We start from the raw sequence: 17,364 nt of genomic DNA on the forward strand, positions 1-17,364 counted from the left end.
CCTGATCACACAGTATGGACCATCATGGGGTGATGCGGTCGATATGGAAAGGCTCCATCGCGTTCGGTCTGGTGAACGTCCCGGTGAAGGTCTATTCCGCCACCGAGGACCACGACATCAGGTTCCACCAGGTCCACGGCAAGGACGGCGGACGCATCAAGTACAACCGTGTGTGCAGCGAATGCGGTCAGGTCGTGCAGTACGCGGACATCGACCGGGCCTACATCTCCGACGACGGCGCCCAGGTGGTCCTCACCGACGAGGACTTCGAGAAGCTCCCCGCGGCGGAGAAGCACGAGATCCCGGTCCTGCAGTTCGTCCCGTCCGACCAGATCGACCCGATCCTGTTCGAGAAGAGCTACTTCCTGGAGCCGGACTCCGCGTCCCCCAAGGCGTACCAGCTCCTCGCGTCGACCCTGACCGACAGCGAACGCACCGCGCTCGTGCACTTCACGCTCCGCCAGCGCACCCGACTCGCGGCGCTGCGGGTGCGTGACGGCGTACTGGTGGTGCAGACCCTGCTGTGGCCGGACGAGGTCCGCGCCGCCGACTTCGGGTCCCTCGACGAGGCATCGTCGCCGTCGGAGAAGGAACTCGCGATGGCGACGATGCTCGTCGACTCGATGTCCGAGGACTTCCATCCGGAGTCGTACACCGACGACTACCAGATCCAACTGCAGAAGCTCCTGGACGAGACGATCGCGAACGGCGGCGAGAAGGTCAGCCTCCCCACCGGCGCGGGCCAGGAGGCCGACGCCGAGGTGGTCGACCTCGTCGCCGCACTGCAGCGCAGCGTCGACGAGGCGAAGAAGTCCGCAGCCGGCTGATCCCGCCGGACTATTCGGTGTCGCGGTCGAGCGCGAACCAGTAGTGCTCTCCGTTGTCCAGGACGCCCTTGCCGTTCATCACACCGATGAGGGTGTCGGGGCCGACCCGCTTGAAGTGGTCGAACACCGGCATGCCGTCGTAGACCATCGTCGCGGTCACCTCGCCGCGGAACTCGACCATCCAGAGACTGGCGACGCCCTTGCCGCCCTTGACGTCGGAGAACAGCTCGCCGTCCTCGCCGCGGCACACCAGCGGCTGCACGTCGAAGCGCGATCCGAACGTCTTGCCGTACCAGCGGGTCTTCTCGAGCAGCTGTTCCGTGTGGTGTCCGGTGCGGAATCCGCGTCCTCGCCACCGGCCGGAGAGCTCGTCGATGTGCACGACCGGCAGGGCCGCCCACAGCTCGTCCAGTTCCCGCGGGTCGACGCTCTCGGCCGCGAGCAACTTCTCGACCTGATCGTGGTGGTTCATGCCTGTCCTTCCGAGGATGCGAACGTGAGTACGGGTTTGACCGCCGCACCGGAGCGGGTTGCCTCCAGCGCGGCAGGCAGGTCGTCGAAGTCGAATGTGGTGATCAGCTTGTCGAACGGGAACTTTCCAGCCCGCCACAGCGCGATCAGTTCCGGCAGGAACTGCTGTGGGTCCGCGTCACCCTCGATGACACCGGTGACGCTCCGGCCCATCAGGAGCGCCGACTGGTCGAGTGTCACGGGGTTGCGGCCGCCGCGCAGTCCGACGGTCACGCAACTGCCGGGCGATCGCAGCACCGCCACCGCGGTGGCCAGTACCTCGGGTGTGCTGACGGCATCGACGGAGTGGTCCGCGCCGCCGCCGGTCGCCGCACGCAGTTTTTTCGCGAGGTCGGGTTCGGCGCTGTCGAACACCGCGGTCGCGCCGAGGGTGAGCGCCAGTTCCCGCCGTGTGGGCAGCGGATCGACGACAACGATCGTCGAGCATTCGGCAATCACCGCGGCCAACACGGCAGCCAGTCCGACCGCCCCGCCGCCGAATACGACGATGGACGAGCCCGTGCGAGGACGCAGCACCCGCAGCACCGCACCCGCGCCGGTCTGGATGCCGCAGCCGAGCGGGCCCAGGAGTTCGATCGGCAGGTCGCCTGCGACCTGGACCGCGTCGGACGCAGCAACAACGGCGTGCGTCGCGAAGGAGGACTGACCGAACCAGTTGCCGTGCAGTGCAACCGAATTCATCGACAGGGTCGTGCTGCCATCGGCGCGGCGACCGGAGTAGTTCCGGAGCGCGAATCGCGTGCAGTACGCCGGGTGCCCGTTGGCGCAGTTGATGCAGTCGCGGCACGCCGAATAGCTGAGCAGCACGTGATCCCCGGGGACCAGGGCGTCCACGGCGCTGCCGACCGCCTCCACCACGCCCGAACCCTCGTGGCCCAGCACTGCGGGGACGGGAACGGGAACGCCGCCGGCCGCGGCCGTGAGATCGGTGTGACAGATGCCGACTCCGGCTATCCGTACGAGCACCTCGTCGTCTCGCAGATCACCCACTTCGACGTCGCGGATCTCCAGCGGCTCACCGTAGGCCCCGAGAACGGCAGCACGAGCAGTTCTACCCACCACACTCCTCAAACATTGCGAACAGCGATTAACTTCGCTGCGAGTGTAGCGCCGACGACAATCGGCCAGGGAACTGCTCCAACCGAATGACGTTATCGACACGAGCCGCGAATAGTGATTAACTTACCGGCGCGCGGTGCGCAGACGAGAAGGTCCCGCCGACACAGGGGATCGGCGGGACCTTCTCGTTTTCAGTTGTTCGAAATCACGCGGTCAGACCGTGAATCCGAGTGCGCGCAACTGTTCGCGTCCGTCCTCGGTGATCTTGTCCGGGCCCCACGGCGGCAGCCACACCCAGTTGAGCTTCAGATCGTCGACGAGGCCGCTCTTCACCAGCGCGCCACGTGCCTGCTCCTCGATCACATCCGTCAGCGGGCATGCCGCCGACGTGAGCGTCATGTCGACGATCGCGACGGTCTCCTCGGACTCGTCGACGGAAATGCCGTACACGAGACCGAGATCGACGACGTTGATGCCGAGTTCAGGATCCACGACGTCGCGCATCGCTTCCTCGATGTCGTCGACGAATGCCTGCTGCTCGGCGGTCAGCTCCACCGGAGCGGCCACCTCGCCGGCGGTCTCCTCGCCGGAAGCCGCGTCGACGGCCGCCGTCTCGACAACGGCGTCGACACCGGTGACGTCCGCCTGTGTGTCACTCATGATGTAACTCCTCCGGTCCCGGCGGGCACGCTCTCCCCCGCCGCGTCGTCATCGACAATTTGTACGACCGCGTCCTTGAACGCCATCCATCCCAGCAGTGCGCACTTCACGCGTGCGGGGTACTTCGCGACACCCACGAACGCGATGCCGTCACCGAGCACGTCCTCGTCTCCCTCGACGGCGCCCCGGCTGGTGATCATCTCGTTGAACGCCTCGACGACGTCGAGAGCTTCCCGGACCGGCATTCCCGTCACCTGGTCGGTGAGCACCGACGTCGCAGCCTGGCTGATCGAGCAGCCCTGGCCGTCGTACGAGACGTCGCCGACGCGTCCGTCGTCGGTGACGTGGACCCGCAGGGTGACCTCGTCACCGCAGGTCGGGTTGACGTGGTGCACCTCGGCACCGAACGGTTCCCGCAGGCCCCGGCCGTGCGGATGCTTGTAGTGATCCAGGATCACTTCCTGGTACATCTGCTCCATCCGCATGTCAGGACGCCCCGTCGATCGTGCTGCCGTCTTCCCTCGGCTCCTGCAACGCCTCGTGGGTTCCGAAGAATTCCTGGGCACGCCGGATTGCCGCCGCGAGCGCCCGCACCTCGTCTTCGGTGTTGTAGACCGCGAACGACGCCCGCGCGGTCGCAGCGACACCGAACTTCCGGTGCAGCGGCCACGCGCAGTGGTGTCCGACGCGGATCGCGACACCCTCGTCGTCGAGGATCTGACCGAGGTCGTGGGCGTGGATGCCGTCGACCACGAAGGACACGGCACCGCCGCGGTTCTCGGTGGTCGTCGGTCCGACGATCCGGACCCCGGGGATCGCGCCGAGCAGGTCGAGCGTGAGCGCGGTGAGCTCGTGCTCGTGCGCCGCGACGGCGTCCATGCCGATCGCCTCGAGATAGCGCACCGCGGCACCGAGGCCGACGACCTGCGAGGTCATCGGCACGCCCGCCTCGAAACGCTGCGGCGGAGCCGCGTAGGTGCTGGCCTCCATCGTCACCGTCTCGATCATCGAACCGCCCGTGATGAACGGCGGCATCGCCGCGAGCAGTTCCCGCTTGCCGTAGAGCACGCCGACACCGGACGGGCCGAGCATCTTGTGGCCGGAGAACGCCGCGTAGTCGACGTCGAGCGCGTGGAAGTCGACTGCCATGTGCGGCACCGACTGGCAGGCGTCGAGCACGACCAGCGCCCCCACCGCGCGTGCCCGCCGCACCAGTTCCTCGACGGGAGCGACGGCGCCGGTCACGTTGGACTGGTGGGTGAACGAGACGACCTTCACGGAGTCCGTCAATTCGAGCGAATCGAGGTCGATGCGTCCGTCGTCGGTGACGCCGTACCAGCGCAGGGTCGCACCCGTGCGCCGGGCGAGCTCCTGCCACGGAACGAGGTTCGCGTGGTGTTCGAGCTCGGTGATGACGATCTCGTCGCCCGGACCGACGTGGCGGTCGAACCGGTCGTCGCCGAGCACGTAGGTGACCAGGTTCAGCGCCTCGGTCGCGTTCTTCGTGAATGCCAACTCGTCCGCGTCCGCGCCGACGAAACGGGCGATCGACGCGCGCGCGTCCTCGTAGGCGTCGGTCGCCTCCTCGGCGAGCTGGTGGGCACCGCGGTGCACCGCAGCGTTGCAGGTCGTCAGGAACTCACGCTCGGCGTCGAGAACCTGCACCGGCCGCTGCGAGGTCGCCCCCGAGTCGAGGTAGACCAGGGGCTTCCCGTCCCGGACCGTACGGGCCAGGATCGGGAAGTCCTTGCGGATGCTGGTGACGTCGAGCGCCGCCGCCGTGCTGGTCATGAAAGTCAGGCTCCCGCCGCTGCGGCCTGCGTGAAGCGCACGTAGCCGTTGGCCTCGAGCTCGTCGGCCAGCTCGGGTCCGCCGGACTCGACGACCTGGCCACCGACGAACACGTGCACGAACTGCGGCTTGATGTAGCGCAGGATTCGGGTGTAGTGCGTGATCAGCAGGACGCCGCCGTGCTCGCGCTCCTGGTAGCGGTTCACGCCCTCGGAGACGATGCGGAGCGCGTCGACGTCGAGGCCGGAGTCGGTCTCGTCGAGGATCGCGATCTTCGGCTTGAGCAAACCGAGCTGCAGGATCTCGTGGCGCTTCTTCTCGCCGCCGGAGAAGCCCTCGTTGACGGACCGCTCGCTGAACGCGGGGTCGATCTCGAGCTCGGTCATCGCGCCCTTGACCTCCTTGACCCAGTGCCGCAGCTTCGGGGCCTCGCCGCGGACCGAGGTGGCGGCGGTGCGCAGGAAGTTCGACATCGAGACGCCAGGCACCTCGACGGGGTACTGCATCGCGAGGAACAGGCCGGCGCGGGCCCGCTCGTCGACGCTCATCTCCAGAACGTCCTCACCGTTCAGCGTGATGCTGCCCGAGGTGATCTCGTACTTGGGGTGGCCCGCGATGGCGTACGACAGGGTCGACTTGCCGGAGCCGTTGGGGCCCATGATCGCGTGCGTCTCACCCGAGCGCACCGTCAGGTTGACGCCCTTGAGAATGTTGATCGGCTCGGCGTTCTCGTCGGTCTGCGCGACGCGGACGTGCAGGTCCTTGATCTCCAGAACGGAGGTTTCAGGAGTAGTCATTCCAAAATTCCTTTGAGAAGTGTTGTGGCGGCGACGAACTCGGCGTGCGGCTCAGACGCCGACTGCGGCGAGCTCGACCTCGATGGCGGCTTCGAGACGCTCACGCACCTCGGGGACGGCGATCTTCTGGATGATCTCGTGGAAGAAGCCGCGCACGACGAGACGGCGTGCCTGCTCCTCGGAGATGCCCCGCGAACGCAGGTAGAACAACTGCTCGTCGTCGAACCGGCCGGTGGCGCTCGCGTGCCCGGCACCCACGATCTCGCCGGTCTCGATTTCGAGGTTCGGCACCGAATCGGCGCGGGCGCCGTCGGTGAGCACCAGGTTCCGGTTGAGCTCGAACGTGTCGGTGCCCTCGGCGGCCGCGCGGATCAGCACGTCACCGACCCACACCGTGTGCGCGTCCGGCTTGTGCGAATCCACGTCGCCCTGGAGCGCGCCCTTGTAGACGACGTTCGACTTGCAGTGCGGCTGCGAGTGATCGACGAGCAGACGGTGCTCGAAGAACTGTCCGGCGTCCGCGAAGTACAGGCCGAGGAGTTCAGCGTCGCCGCCCGGACCCTCGTACTTCACGACCGGGGTGACGCGGACGACGTCGCCGCCGAGCGTGACGGCCGTGTAGCGCAGCACCGCGTCGCGGCCGATGCGGGCGTGATGAGCGGCGGCGTGCACGGCGTCGTCGGCCCAGTCCTGCACCGCGACCACCGTCAGCTTCGCGCTGTCGGCGAGAACGAACTCGACGTTCTCCGCGTAGGTTCCACTGCCCCGCTGGTCGAGGACGACCGTCGCGTTCGCGAACTGCTCGAGGCGGATCTGGATGTGCCCGAAGGCGACCTGGTCGACGCCGGGGCCGGTGACGACGATGTTGACCGCCTCGGCGATCTCGCGTTCGGCACCGACCGTGACGACGGTCGCCGACTCGAATCCCGAATACGCCTGGGCGGCAACCCGGTCCGCGGGAACGCCACCCTGACCGAGGCGCGCGTCGTCGCGCCCGACGGTTTCGACGGTGACGCCGTCGTGTGCGGACACCTCGACCGTCGCCGTCGCGGTGCGGACGGCGGTGCCGTCGTGCAGGCCGCGGAGACGACGCAGCGGCGTGAACCGCCACACCTCGTCGCGGCCACCCGGAATCTCGAACGCGTTCACGTCGAACGACGTGAAGACCTCACCCTTGTTGACAGCCGGTGTACGGGCCTCGGCCGCGACGGCTGTGTTGTTGACGGAGCTCACTTAGCCGACCGCCCCTTCCATCTGCAGTTCGATCAGGCGGTTGAGCTCGAGGGCGTACTCCATCGGCAGCTCCTTGGCGATGGGCTCGACGAACCCGCGCACCACCATTGCCATCGCCTCGTCCTCGGTGAGGCCGCGGCTCATCAGGTAGAACAACTGGTCCTCAGACACCTTGGAGACAGTGGCCTCGTGACCCATCGACACGTCGTCCTCGCGGATGTCGACGTACGGGTACGTGTCGGAACGCGAGATCTGGTCGACCAGCAGCGCGTCACACTTGACGGTCGACTTCGACCCGTGCGCACCCTTGTTGACCTTGACGAGGCCACGGTAGGAGGCGCGTCCACCACCCCGGGCGACGGACTTCGACACGATGGTCGAGGACGTGTGCGGCGCCAGGTGCAGCATCTTCGCGCCGGTGTCCTGGTGCTGGCCCTCGCCTGCGAACGCCACCGACAGCACCTCGCCGCGGGCGTGCTCGCCCATCATCCACACGGCCGGGTACTTCATCGTGACCTTGGAGCCGATGTTTCCGTCGATCCACTCCATGGAACCGCCCGCGTCGACCTTGGTGCGCTTGGTCACGAGGTTGTAGACGTTGTTCGACCAGTTCTGGATCGTGGTGTAGCGGCAGTGGCCGCCCTTCTTCACGATGATCTCGACGACCGCGGAGTGCAGCGAGTCGGACTTGTAGATCGGCGCGGTGCAGCCCTCGACGTAGTGCACGGAGGCGTTCTCGTCGACGATGATCAGCGTCCGCTCGAACTGGCCCATGTTCTCGGTGTTGATCCGGAAGTAGGCCTGAAGCGGGATGTCCACGTGGACGCCCGGAGGGACGTAGATGAACGAGCCGCCCGACCACACGGCGGTGTTCAGCGCGGAGAACTTGTTGTCGCCCGCCGGGATGACGGAGCCGAAGTACTCCTTGAAGATCTCCGGGTGCTCGCGCAGACCGGTGTCCGTGTCGAGGAAGATCACGCCCTGCTTCTCGAGATCCTCACGGATCGAGTGGTAGACGACCTCGGACTCGTACTGCGCCGCGACGCCGGCGACGAGGCGCTGCTTCTCCGCCTCCGGGATGCCCAGCTTGTCGTACGTGTTCTTGATGTCCTCGGGCAGGTCCTCCCAGGACTCGGCCTGCTTCTCACTGGACCGCACGAAGTACTTGATGTTGTCGAAGTCGATGCCGTCGAGGTTCGAGCCCCAGTTCGGCATCGGCTTCTTGTCGAAGGTCGCGAGCGCCTTGAGCCGGATGTCGAGCATCCACTCGGGCTCGTTCTTCTTCGCGGAGATGTCCCGTACGACAGCCTCGGACAGGCCGCGCTGGGCGCTGGCACCTGCAACGTCCGAATCGGACCAGCCGTAGCCGTAGTGACCGAGCGAGGCAATGGTCTCGTCCTGCGTCATGGCCTGCGAGCCACCGGCTGTCTGGTCTTGAGTGACGGTCATGCGAGCTCCTTCCGGAGTCTTGTTGCGTACCGGTACAGGCTGGGCACCGGCGGAATGTGACGTTTCTGGGGGCGGGTCGGATCTTCGGCGGCGGTCAGGTCGCTTCCTGGTGCTTTGCTGCGGGCGCCACCAGCGGCACGTGCGTGGTGCACGCGCAGTCTCCGTTGACGATGGTTGCGAGCCGCTGGACGTGCGTGCCGAGGAGTTCGGCGAACGCCTGGGTCTCCGCCTCGCACAGTTCTGGGAACTCGGACGCGACGTGCGCGACCGGGCAGTGATGCTGGCAGATCTGGACTCCGTTGCCGACGGGACGGGTCGTCGCGGCGAATCCGGCCGTGGTGAACGCGTCCGCGATGGCGTCGGCGGTCTGCTCCACCTCGTCGACGTCGTGCCCGGTGGCGGGATCGATGTCGGCGACGATCGTCTGCACGCGGCGACGCGCGAACTCGGTGATCGCGGCCTCACCGCCGATCTCCCGGAGCTGACGCATCGCGGCGCCCGCGAGGTCGTCGTAGGAGTGCCCGAGTCGTGAGCGCCCCGCCGCGGTGAGCTGGAACTGCTTGGCCGGCCTGCCGCGACCCTTCTGCTGCCATGCCGCGGAGCGGGTCGACCTGGCTTCGCCTGCATCGATGAGGACATCGAGGTGACGGCGCACGCCTGCCGCACTGAGCCCGAGTTCGGCTCCGATCTCCGTGGCCGTGATCGGACCCTGTTCGAGGAGCAGCTTCACCACCGCGGCGCGGGTGTGCCCCTCGGGGGCCATGACGGTAGCGGGAGCAACGACCGAACGGGACGCAGCATCAGGTGCGTAACCTGCGCTTTCGTCGCACTCAGAGTGCCCGCGGACCGTTTTCACAACACCAGTGTGACGGAATTCGCGAGGGCGGTCCAGCAAGGGTGCCCTGAGTAACACCGCTACGCTTCACCTGTGCCGCAGACGGACGACACACCGGAGAACGGTGGCCACGAGACGCTCACCGCTCCTCCTACTCGGACGGCGCGGGCCGCGACGCTGGTTCGTCGTGCCCTCGGTCTCGACCGGGATCACGAGGGATTCGCCGTCGCCAGCCTCCACGGGGACGAGGCCGAAGCACCCGGACTGAACGCCAGGGAGACCGCCCAGCTGCGTGGCGTCCGGCGGTTCGGCGCCACAGGCGCGCTCCTCATGGCACTCGGTGCGCTGGGCGCAGGCGCGCAGCCGGTACTGCAGAACCCGGTTCAGGGACTTCGCCTCCTCGGCCTGCCCGCACGCATGCCGAGTGTCGCTCTGACCCTGACGATGACGGGCAGTGCCATGGTGGTGCTGGCGTGGCTGCTGCTCGGCCGATTCGTCATCGGTACCTTCCGTGGCGGTTCCCCGGTCCGCCGCCTCACCCGGTCCCAACTCGACCGCACCCTGCTGCTGTGGATCGTCCCGCTCGCGATCGCGCCCCCGATGTTCAGCAAGGACGTCTACTCGTACCTCGCACAGTCGGAGATCGCCGCGCGCGGCCTCGACCCCTACGCCATCGGTCCTGCTCAGGCGCTCGGCGTCGACCATGTCCTGACGCGGACCGTGCCCACCATCTGGCGGGACACCCCCGCCCCCTACGGGCCGCTCTTCATCTGGATCGGCAAGGGCATCTCCGCGCTGACCGGCGAGAACATCGTCGCGGGGATCTTCCTGCACCGCATGGTCGCCCTCGCGGGCGTCGCGCTGATCGTGTGGGCGTTGCCCCGCCTCGCCCGCAGGTGTGGCGTCGCGCCCGTCGCAGCGCTGTGGCTCGGCGCAGCGAACCCCCTGCTGCTGTTCCACCTGGTCGCCGGCATCCACAACGAAGCGCTCATGCTCGGCTTGATGCTCGCAGGCATCGAGATCGCGCTGCGTGCCATCGAGAGTCCACCCGACGTCCGGTTCCGGCTCCGCGGGTCACCCGCCGAGCGGCGCGCACTGGCGCTGCTGCTGGCCGGAGCCGCCCTGATCGCCCTGTCCGCGACTGTGAAAATTCCCACACTGCTCGCACTGGGCTTCCTCGGCATGGCGCTGGCCCGGCGGTGGGGCGGCACCTTCCGGTCGGTGTGCGCCGCCGCGGCGCTGCTCCTCGCGGTGACGACGACCGTCATCCTCGCCGTCAGCCTCGTGAGCGGCCTCGGCTTCGGCTGGCTCAGCCCCGACACCCTCGGCACCGCCAACGAGGTCCGCAGCTGGATGTCGTTGCCGACCCTGCTCGGCCTCGGAACCGGCCTGGTGGGCGTCCTGCTCGGGCTCGGCGACCACACCACCGCCGTGCTGAGCCTCACCCGCCCGATCGCGTCCCTGGCTGCGGCTTTCGTGGCGCTGCGCATGCTCATCGCCGTGCTCGTCGGGCGAATCCACCCGATCGGCGCGCTCGGCGTTTCCCTCGGATTCCTCGTTCTGTTGTTCCCGGTCGTGCAGCCCTGGTACCTGCTGTGGGCGGTGATCCCGCTCGCCGCGTGGGCGACCCGACCCGTGTTCCGCATCCCCGCGATCGCGTTCTCGTCGGTGGTCAGCCTGATCGTGATGCCGAACGGCGGCGAGTACGCGCCGTTCATCATCGTGCAGGCCGCGATCGCGACGATCCTCGTCTGCGGTTCGATCATCGCGGCGACCCGCAACACACTCCCGTGGCGGGCCGACACCGGGGCATCGGACGGAACGCGTTCGGGCGACGCCTACGCTGAGGTCCCGTGAGTTCATCCCTGTCCACTCCCGTACTGCATCTCGACGGTGTCGTGAAGGCGTTCGACGGCATCCGAGCCGTGGACGGCCTCGACCTGACCCTCGAACGTGGCCAGGTCCTGGCGCTGCTAGGACCGAACGGTGCGGGAAAGACCACCACCGTCGAAATGTGCGAGGGGTTCGGGCGACCCGACAGCGGCACCGTCCGCGTGTTCGGGCTCGATCCGGTCACCGCGTCCGCACAGGTCCGGGCACGGATCGGTGTCATGTTGCAGGGCGGCGGCGCGTACCCGGGGTCGAAGGCCGGCGAGATGCTCGACCTCGTCGCCGCCTACTCGGCGAACCCCCTCGATCCGGCGTGGCTGCTGCGCGAACTCGGCCTGACCGACTCGGTCCGCACTCCGTACCGCCGATTGTCCGGTGGACAGCAGCAGCGCCTCGCGCTCGCGTGCGCCCTCGTCGGACGCCCCGAACTGGTGTTCCTCGACGAGCCGACGGCCGGACTCGACGCCCAGGCCCGGCTGATGGTGTGGGAGCTGATCGAGGCCCTGCGCCGCGACGGCGTCTCGATTCTGTTGACCACCCATCTGATGGACGAGGCGGAAGCCCTCGCCGACCGCCTCGTGATCATCGACCACGGCCGTGTCGTCGCGGAGGGCACTCCGCACGAACTCACCCGACACGGCGCCGCGGGGCAACTCCAGTTCACCGCGCCCGAGAACCTGGATCTGACGACGCTCGCCGCGGCACTACCCGCCGGTTTCACACCGAGTGAGGCGACGCCGGGCAGTTACGTCGTCGAAGGCGACATCGATCCGAGCGTGCTCGTCGCGGTGACCACGTGGTGCGCCGACCAGGGCGTCCTCGTCACGGAGATTCGCGTCGACCAGCGCCGCCTCGAGGACGTCTTCCTCGACCTGACCGGACGGGAGTTGAGGGGATGAGCATGTCCCACGCCGATCGGCGGGCCGACAACCGCTTCACCGCGGGGACGTTCGCCCCCGATCCCAGGCCGGCGCCGCGCGCGCGGATGCTCGCCGCGCAGACGAAGCTGGAACTGACGCTGCTGCTCCGCAACGGCGAGCAGCTGCTCCTGACGATGTTCATCCCGATCACTCTGCTGATCGGCCTGACGCTGCTGCCGTTCGGTGACCTCGGTGATCCCCGGGTGAACCGGGTGATGCCCGCGGTGATGATGGTGGCCGTCATGTCCACGGCGTTCACCGGTCAGGCGATCGCCGTCGGGTTCGACCGACGCTACGGAGCGTTGAAGCGGCTGGGCGCCACTCCCCTGCCCAGGTGGGGCATCATCGCAGGCAAGAGCGCCGCAGTGGCGATCGTCGTCGCGATCCAGATGATCGTGCTCGGCGCCATCGGCTTCGCGCTCGGTTGGCGCCCCGAGGTCGTCGGCCTGCTGTTCGGGGTCGTCGTGATCGCCCTCGGCACCGTCATGTTCGCGGCCCTCGGGCTGCTGCTCGGCGGAACACTCAAGGCCGAGATCGTCCTCGCGCTGGCCAACGTCCTGTGGTTCGTCATGGCGGGCATCGGTGCGGTCGTGTTCGGCGGAGACGGAATCCCCGACGCGCTGCACACCCTCGCGCGGCTCGTCCCGTCGGGAGCGTTCGCGGAAGCGCTGGACCAGGGACTGACGGGGTCGGTGGACGTCTTCGCGATCGTCGTGATGGTGGCGTGGGGTGCAGCCGGGGCATGGTTGGCCGTGCGGCTGTTCAAATTCACCTGAGCGGAAATAGCGACTCCCCGCGCGTGCGGCGGAATCATGCCCTGGTGTCGACAACCGCCGCGCGCATCGTGGTCCCCGCAGTCCTGACTCTCGCCATGTTCACCGGCACCGCGTCGGCGGCGCCCACGTGGGGTCCCCTCGCGCCGCCGAACCCGCATCTCGGTCCCGTCGGGACGTCCACGATGCACGGCGACGCGGGGTCGTCGGACGGGACACCGCTTCCCGGGCCCGGAACCGGGCCGGTCGGTGCGACCCAGATTCCCCTGTTCTCGGCGTGCCCCACGCTTCTCGAGGGCTCGGACGGACGGGTCGTGGCACTGTGCACGGCGATCGCGGGTCAGCAACCGACCGTGCACCTGCTCGACGCCGACAGCTCTCGATCGGTCGCCTCGCTCCCGCTGGCGAAGGGCAGCCTCCTCGGCGGCGTGTACGCATACCTCGACGACGACAACCGCCTCGTCGCGGTGGACGGAAACCGGCAGCTGCTGCGGATCGGTCACTCCGCGGACAGTGTGTTCGTCGATTCGACGGTCGACCTGTCCGGGGCGGTCCCCTCGGGCGATGCCGTCACCGGTCTGGTCCCGGACTGGCACGGCAACGTCTGGTTCGCGACGGGCCGAGGTGTCGTCGGCACCGTCGACAGCGCGGGCGTCGCGCGGACGATCACCCTTCCCGTCGGCGAGCAGGTCCAGAACAGCATCTCCGCTTCGCCTGCCGGCGTCTCGGTGGCCACCACCCACGCCCTGTATCAACTCTCGGCCGATGCCGATGCCGCCCCGAGGATCGACTGGCGCCACGACTACGACCGCGGTCCGGCCCGCAAGCCCGGCCAGCTCAGTTGGGGTACCGGGTCGACGCCGACGTACTTCGGGCCGGACACCGGCCACGACTACGTCGCGATCGTGGACAACGACGATCCGCGAGTGAACCTGCTCGTGCGACGCGTCGACACCGGCGACCTGATCTGCACGATCCCCGTGCTCACGCAGGGCGGTCCGGGTAGCGAGAACTCGCCGCTCGGAGTCGGGAACTCGGTGTTCGTCGCGAGCACCTACGGCTACCCGTATCCGACCGTCCCGGACGGCGCCGGGCCGGCGGTCCCCGCGTCGGCTCCGTTCGCGGGCGGCATGACGCGCGTCGACGTCGACGACTCCGGCTGCCGCGTCGTCTGGGACAACGCCGTCCGCAGCGCGGCGGTACCGCACCTGTCCACCGCGGACGGGCACCTGTACACGGCGGTGCGCAAGGGTCTCCCCCTGGCGACGCCACTGGACGGCTTCACGTTCGCGGTGATCGACCCCGACACCGGCGCCGTGATCTCCGAAACCGGTGAACCGGGGACCATCGTGAACGACACCCTGCAGATGTCGGCGCTGATCACCTCGCGTGGTGACTACCTCCAGGGCACGATCACCGGGCTGGTACGGGTCCGCGCCGCGGGCTGAACCGAGTCGACGGCGGCGGTGCCGCCCCAATGACACGGCGGCGGTGCCGCCCCAGCGACACCGCGGCGGTGCCGCCCCAACGACAGCCTGTAGTTGATCGGTCGTTACCATCGGTCGCGTGCTGTATCGCGGGTTCGTGAACCTGGTCAATCGTCTGCCCCTGCCGTCGTTGGCGGTCCAGAAGTGGATCGCGATCGCGGTGGTCGTGAGTCAGGGCGGTATCGCCGTCACGGGTTCGGTGGTCCGGGTGACGGCGTCGGGCCTTGGCTGCACGACGTGGCCGCAGTGCCACCCGGGCAGTTTCGTGCCGACGGGGACGTCCACCGCGCCGTGGTTCCATCAAGCGGTCGAGTTCGGCAACCGCCTGCTCACCTTCGTGGTGGTGGCGACCGCGGCAGCCGTTGTCATCGCCGTCACCCGTGCCGCCCGGCGGCGCGAGGTGCTGTTCTACGCGTGGCTGATGCCGCTGTCGACGGTCGCGCAGGCGGTGATCGGCGGCATCACGGTGCTGACGGGTCTGCTGTGGTGGACGGTCGCGATTCACATGCTGGTCTCGATGGCGATGGTGTGGCTGTCGGTGATCCTGGTCCACAAGATCGACCAACCCGATGACGGCGTCGATGTGGTCGTGCTGCCCAAGCAGTTGCGGTGGCTGACGGCACTGTCCGGTGTCGCGCTGGCGGGCACTCTCGTCGCGGGCACGATGGTCACGGGTGCGGGTCCGCACGCGGGCGACAAGTCGCCGGAGCGCACCGTCGCACGCCTGGATCTGGACATCACGAATCTCGTGCACCTGCATGCCGAGCTGCTTGTCGGGTATCTGTCCCTGCTGGTCGGCCTCGGATTCGCGCTGTACGCGGTGGGTGCACGGGCCGCGATCACGCTGCGGATGAAGGTCGTTGTCGGCTTGGTCCTCGCGCAGGCAGCTGTCGGGCTGGTCCAGTTCTGGACGGATGTTCCCGCGGTCCTCGTGACGATCCATGTGGCACTCGCGGGCGCATGTACTGCGGCCACCGCCGCCCTGTACGCGGCAGGCCGGGTCCGAGAGCCTGCTCCCGCAGGCGTGACACCCACGACCGCAGGCGTCGCCAGCAACTGACGTTCCGCCGTCCCGGATTGTCGATACCGCCGATTACCATTCGGCACGGCGCCACCGCCGCACATCGAGTCGACATCCGAAGGAGCCGTCATGCGTCTGCGCGACACACCGACCGTCGAGGTCACCGCACGTCTCGCCTGTAGTCCGGAACGAGCGTGGGCGTTGGTCACCGACATCGAGCTGCCGACACACACGGACGGCGAACTGCAGCGGGTCGAGTGGCTGGACGGCGCCACCGGTGTGGCGGTCGGCGCGCGGTTCCGCGGCTACAACGCGAACTCCCAGATGGGCGAGTGGCACACCGAACCGGAGGTCGTCGAGGTCGAGGACGGACGCCGCTGGGTGTGGTGCGTGGGCTCGGCGTCCGCGCCGCTCGCGGTCTGGGGCTTCGAGGTCGATGCGGATGGTGACGGCAGCGTCGTCCGCCAGTGGGCCAAGGTCGGAACGGGACGTTCACCGCTGTCCGACTTCATCGATCGGCATCCGGACAAGGAAGCCGCGATCCTCGAACATCGGATGTCCGTGTGGCGGGACGGCATGACCGCCAACCTGGCGGTGCTCGAGCAGCTCGCCGACTGAGGCAGGGAACATGCGTCGGGCCGGCTCACCGTGACGGTGAGCCGGCCCGACGTTTGTCGCGAGGTTGTCAGCCCAGGCCGTTGCGGGCCTTCGGGAAACGGGTCTGGTGCGCGACCCAGCCGGCCATCTTCTTCCAGTGCCCGACACGCGGGGTGACGATGCTGGTGACGCTGCGCTCCCACCCCGACGTGGACAGTCCGTCAACCGCCTCCACGACGGCGTCGGCGGTGGCGATGTCCGCGACCACCTCGTCACCGAGGATGCCGTCGGCTCCGACCAGGGTGATCCGCACGCCTGCGTACCCGATCGGCTGGATGACGGCGGTCGCGGAACCGCCGTGCTCGGCAACGAACTTGCGCACCGCGGCAACGATTCGCGGGGGTGCGACGACGGTCGGCGCGGCGGCGCCCGAATCCTGGGTGTCCACAGTCATACGCTCAGGATACGGGAGTGCAGAATCGGTCTCATGCGCGCAATCACCGTGAACGAATTCGGCGGACCCGACGTCCTCACCCTCACCGACAGTCCGGACCCGGTGCCGGGCGAACTCGACGTCCTGGTTCGCACCGAGGCCATTGGCGTGAACTTCATAGACACCTACTTCCGCACCGGCGCGTACGCCGTCGACCTGCCGTACATCGCCGGTTCCGAGGGCAGCGGCGTCGTCGAGGCGGTTGGTTCCGGGGTGACCGATCTGCGGGTGGGCGACCGCGTCGCGTGGTCCGACGCGCCGTCCAGCTACGCCGAGCTGGTCGTGGTTCCCGCGGCGAAGGCGGTGCCGGTGCCGGACGGGGTCCCGGCCGCGCAGGCGGCGTCGGCGCTCCTGCAGGGCATGACCGCCCACTATCTGCTGCACTCGGTGTATCCGGCTCAGCCCGGCGACACCGTGCTCGTGCACGCGGGCGCGGGCGGCGTCGGCCTGATCCTGACGCAGCTCGCCGCGGCCCGCGGGGTACGCGTGATCACGACGGTGTCCACCGACGAGAAGGAGGCGCTGTCCCGCGAGGCGGGCGCCGCGGAGGTGCTGCGGTACGGCGACGACCTGGCCGGCCGGGTGCGGGCACTGACCGGCGGCGAGGGTGTTGCCGCGGTGTACGACGGTGTCGGCGCGGACACCTTCGAGGCGAGCCTGGCGTCGCTGCGGATCCGGGGCACGCTGGCACTGTTCGGTGCGGCGAGCGGGCCGGTTCCCCCGTTCGACCCGCAGCGTCTCAACAAGGCGGGATCACTCGTCCTGACCCGCCCGACGCTGGCGCACTTCACCCGGGACCGCGAGGAACTGCTGTGGCGGGCGGGCGACGTGTTCGCCGCGATCGCGGACGGGACGCTGTCGATCCGTGTCGGTGCCACCTATCCGTTGACCGATGCAGCGCAGGCGCACCGTGACCTGCAGGGCCGGAAGACGACCGGATCCGTCGTCCTGGTGCCCTGACCGCACGATGTGAACGGACCGTGCAGTCCCTCGGAGGGAAT

18 protein-coding genes are annotated in these 17,364 nt (G+C 68.4%); 8 read left to right on the top strand and 10 right to left on the bottom strand.

Going from position 1 to position 17,364, the window contains the following annotated elements; genetic code table 11:
- Window positions 1-32: 32 nt before the first annotated feature.
- Window positions 33-827 carry a non-homologous end joining protein Ku gene (gene ku / locus FFS72_RS03190; protein ID WP_137872582.1) on the top strand — a complete coding sequence of 265 codons (795 nt, stop codon included), beginning with the start codon at window positions 33-35 and terminating at the stop codon, window positions 825-827.
- A gap of 10 nt (window positions 828-837) precedes the next feature.
- Here ku and FFS72_RS03195 read toward each other — a convergent pair whose 3' ends face one another.
- From FFS72_RS03195 to FFS72_RS03235, 9 genes are all read right to left on the bottom strand, one after another.
- A complete protein-coding gene (locus FFS72_RS03195) occupies window positions 838-1,299 on the bottom strand; it encodes a DUF4334 domain-containing protein (RefSeq protein ID WP_137872583.1) in 462 nt (153 codons plus the stop codon).
- Complete coding sequence (locus FFS72_RS03200) at window positions 1,296-2,417, bottom strand: NAD(P)-dependent alcohol dehydrogenase (RefSeq protein ID WP_137872584.1); 1,122 nt, start codon at window positions 2,415-2,417, stop codon at window positions 1,296-1,298. Before FFS72_RS03200 ends, FFS72_RS03195 begins: the two co-directional genes overlap by 4 nt.
- Window positions 2,418-2,630: 213 nt before the next feature.
- Entirely contained in the window at window positions 2,631-3,077 is a 447-nt protein-coding gene (locus tag FFS72_RS03205; protein ID WP_283235396.1) for a metal-sulfur cluster assembly factor, read from the bottom strand.
- Window positions 3,074-3,562, bottom strand: coding sequence for a Fe-S cluster assembly sulfur transfer protein SufU (sufU, locus tag FFS72_RS03210; RefSeq protein WP_137872585.1), 489 nt, complete (start codon window positions 3,560-3,562; stop codon window positions 3,074-3,076). The genes FFS72_RS03205 and sufU overlap by 4 nt, the downstream gene beginning before the upstream one ends.
- A 1-nt stretch (window position 3,563) precedes the next feature.
- Window positions 3,564-4,868 carry a cysteine desulfurase gene (locus tag FFS72_RS03215; RefSeq protein WP_137872586.1) on the bottom strand — a complete coding sequence of 435 codons (1,305 nt, stop codon included), beginning with the start codon at window positions 4,866-4,868 and terminating at the stop codon, window positions 3,564-3,566.
- A gap of 5 nt (window positions 4,869-4,873) precedes the next feature.
- Window positions 4,874-5,665, bottom strand: coding sequence for a Fe-S cluster assembly ATPase SufC (gene sufC / locus FFS72_RS03220; RefSeq protein WP_050065952.1), 792 nt, complete (start codon window positions 5,663-5,665; stop codon window positions 4,874-4,876).
- 51 nt (window positions 5,666-5,716) lie between these two features.
- Complete coding sequence (sufD, locus tag FFS72_RS03225; protein ID WP_137872587.1) at window positions 5,717-6,898, bottom strand: Fe-S cluster assembly protein SufD; 1,182 nt, start codon at window positions 6,896-6,898, stop codon at window positions 5,717-5,719.
- Window positions 6,899-8,305 carry a Fe-S cluster assembly protein SufB gene (sufB, locus tag FFS72_RS03230; protein WP_212744316.1) on the bottom strand — a complete coding sequence of 469 codons (1,407 nt, stop codon included), beginning with the start codon at window positions 8,303-8,305 and terminating at the stop codon, window positions 6,899-6,901.
- Window positions 8,306-8,441: 136 nt separating this feature from the next.
- On the bottom strand, window positions 8,442-9,110 hold the full coding sequence (locus FFS72_RS03235; RefSeq protein WP_283235397.1) for a helix-turn-helix transcriptional regulator: 669 nt from the start codon (window positions 9,108-9,110) through the stop codon (window positions 8,442-8,444).
- A gap of 165 nt (window positions 9,111-9,275) precedes the next feature.
- Here FFS72_RS03235 and mptB point away from each other — a divergent pair, with 165 nt between their 5' ends.
- The 6 genes from mptB (at window position 9,276) to FFS72_RS03265 (ending at window position 15,891) form a co-directional block, all read left to right on the top strand.
- Window positions 9,276-11,039, top strand: coding sequence for a polyprenol phosphomannose-dependent alpha 1,6 mannosyltransferase MptB (mptB, locus tag FFS72_RS03240; RefSeq protein ID WP_137872589.1), 1,764 nt, complete (start codon window positions 9,276-9,278; stop codon window positions 11,037-11,039).
- Entirely contained in the window at window positions 11,036-11,971 is a 936-nt protein-coding gene (locus tag FFS72_RS03245; protein WP_050065956.1) for an ABC transporter ATP-binding protein, read from the top strand. Before mptB ends, FFS72_RS03245 begins: the two co-directional genes overlap by 4 nt.
- Window positions 11,968-12,768, top strand: a complete 801-nt coding sequence (locus FFS72_RS03250; RefSeq protein ID WP_137872590.1) for an ABC transporter permease — start codon at window positions 11,968-11,970, stop codon at window positions 12,766-12,768. Before FFS72_RS03245 ends, FFS72_RS03250 begins: the two co-directional genes overlap by 4 nt.
- A gap of 95 nt (window positions 12,769-12,863) precedes the next feature.
- Window positions 12,864-14,213, top strand: coding sequence for a hypothetical protein (locus tag FFS72_RS03255; RefSeq protein WP_249353114.1), 1,350 nt, complete (start codon window positions 12,864-12,866; stop codon window positions 14,211-14,213).
- A gap of 118 nt (window positions 14,214-14,331) precedes the next feature.
- On the top strand, window positions 14,332-15,312 hold the full coding sequence (locus FFS72_RS03260) for a COX15/CtaA family protein (protein ID WP_137872591.1): 981 nt from the start codon (window positions 14,332-14,334) through the stop codon (window positions 15,310-15,312).
- A 90-nt stretch (window positions 15,313-15,402) separates the two neighbouring features.
- On the top strand, window positions 15,403-15,891 hold the full coding sequence (locus FFS72_RS03265; RefSeq protein WP_137872592.1) for an SRPBCC family protein: 489 nt from the start codon (window positions 15,403-15,405) through the stop codon (window positions 15,889-15,891).
- A 67-nt stretch (window positions 15,892-15,958) separates the two neighbouring features.
- Here the strand turns inward: FFS72_RS03265 and FFS72_RS03270 are convergent, their stop codons facing one another.
- Window positions 15,959-16,324, bottom strand: coding sequence for a hypothetical protein (locus tag FFS72_RS03270; RefSeq protein ID WP_137872593.1), 366 nt, complete (start codon window positions 16,322-16,324; stop codon window positions 15,959-15,961).
- 33 nt (window positions 16,325-16,357) lie between these two features.
- Between FFS72_RS03270 and FFS72_RS03275 the strand changes: the two genes are divergently transcribed.
- Window positions 16,358-17,323 (top strand): quinone oxidoreductase family protein, encoded by a 966-nt coding sequence (locus tag FFS72_RS03275; RefSeq protein WP_137872594.1) that lies wholly within the window; start codon window positions 16,358-16,360, stop codon window positions 17,321-17,323.
- Window positions 17,324-17,364 lie beyond the last annotated feature (41 nt).

The sequence above is a fragment of the Rhodococcus sp. Q genome, assembly GCF_005503035.1.
Taxonomy (GTDB): domain Bacteria; phylum Actinomycetota; class Actinomycetes; order Mycobacteriales; family Mycobacteriaceae; genus Rhodococcus_G.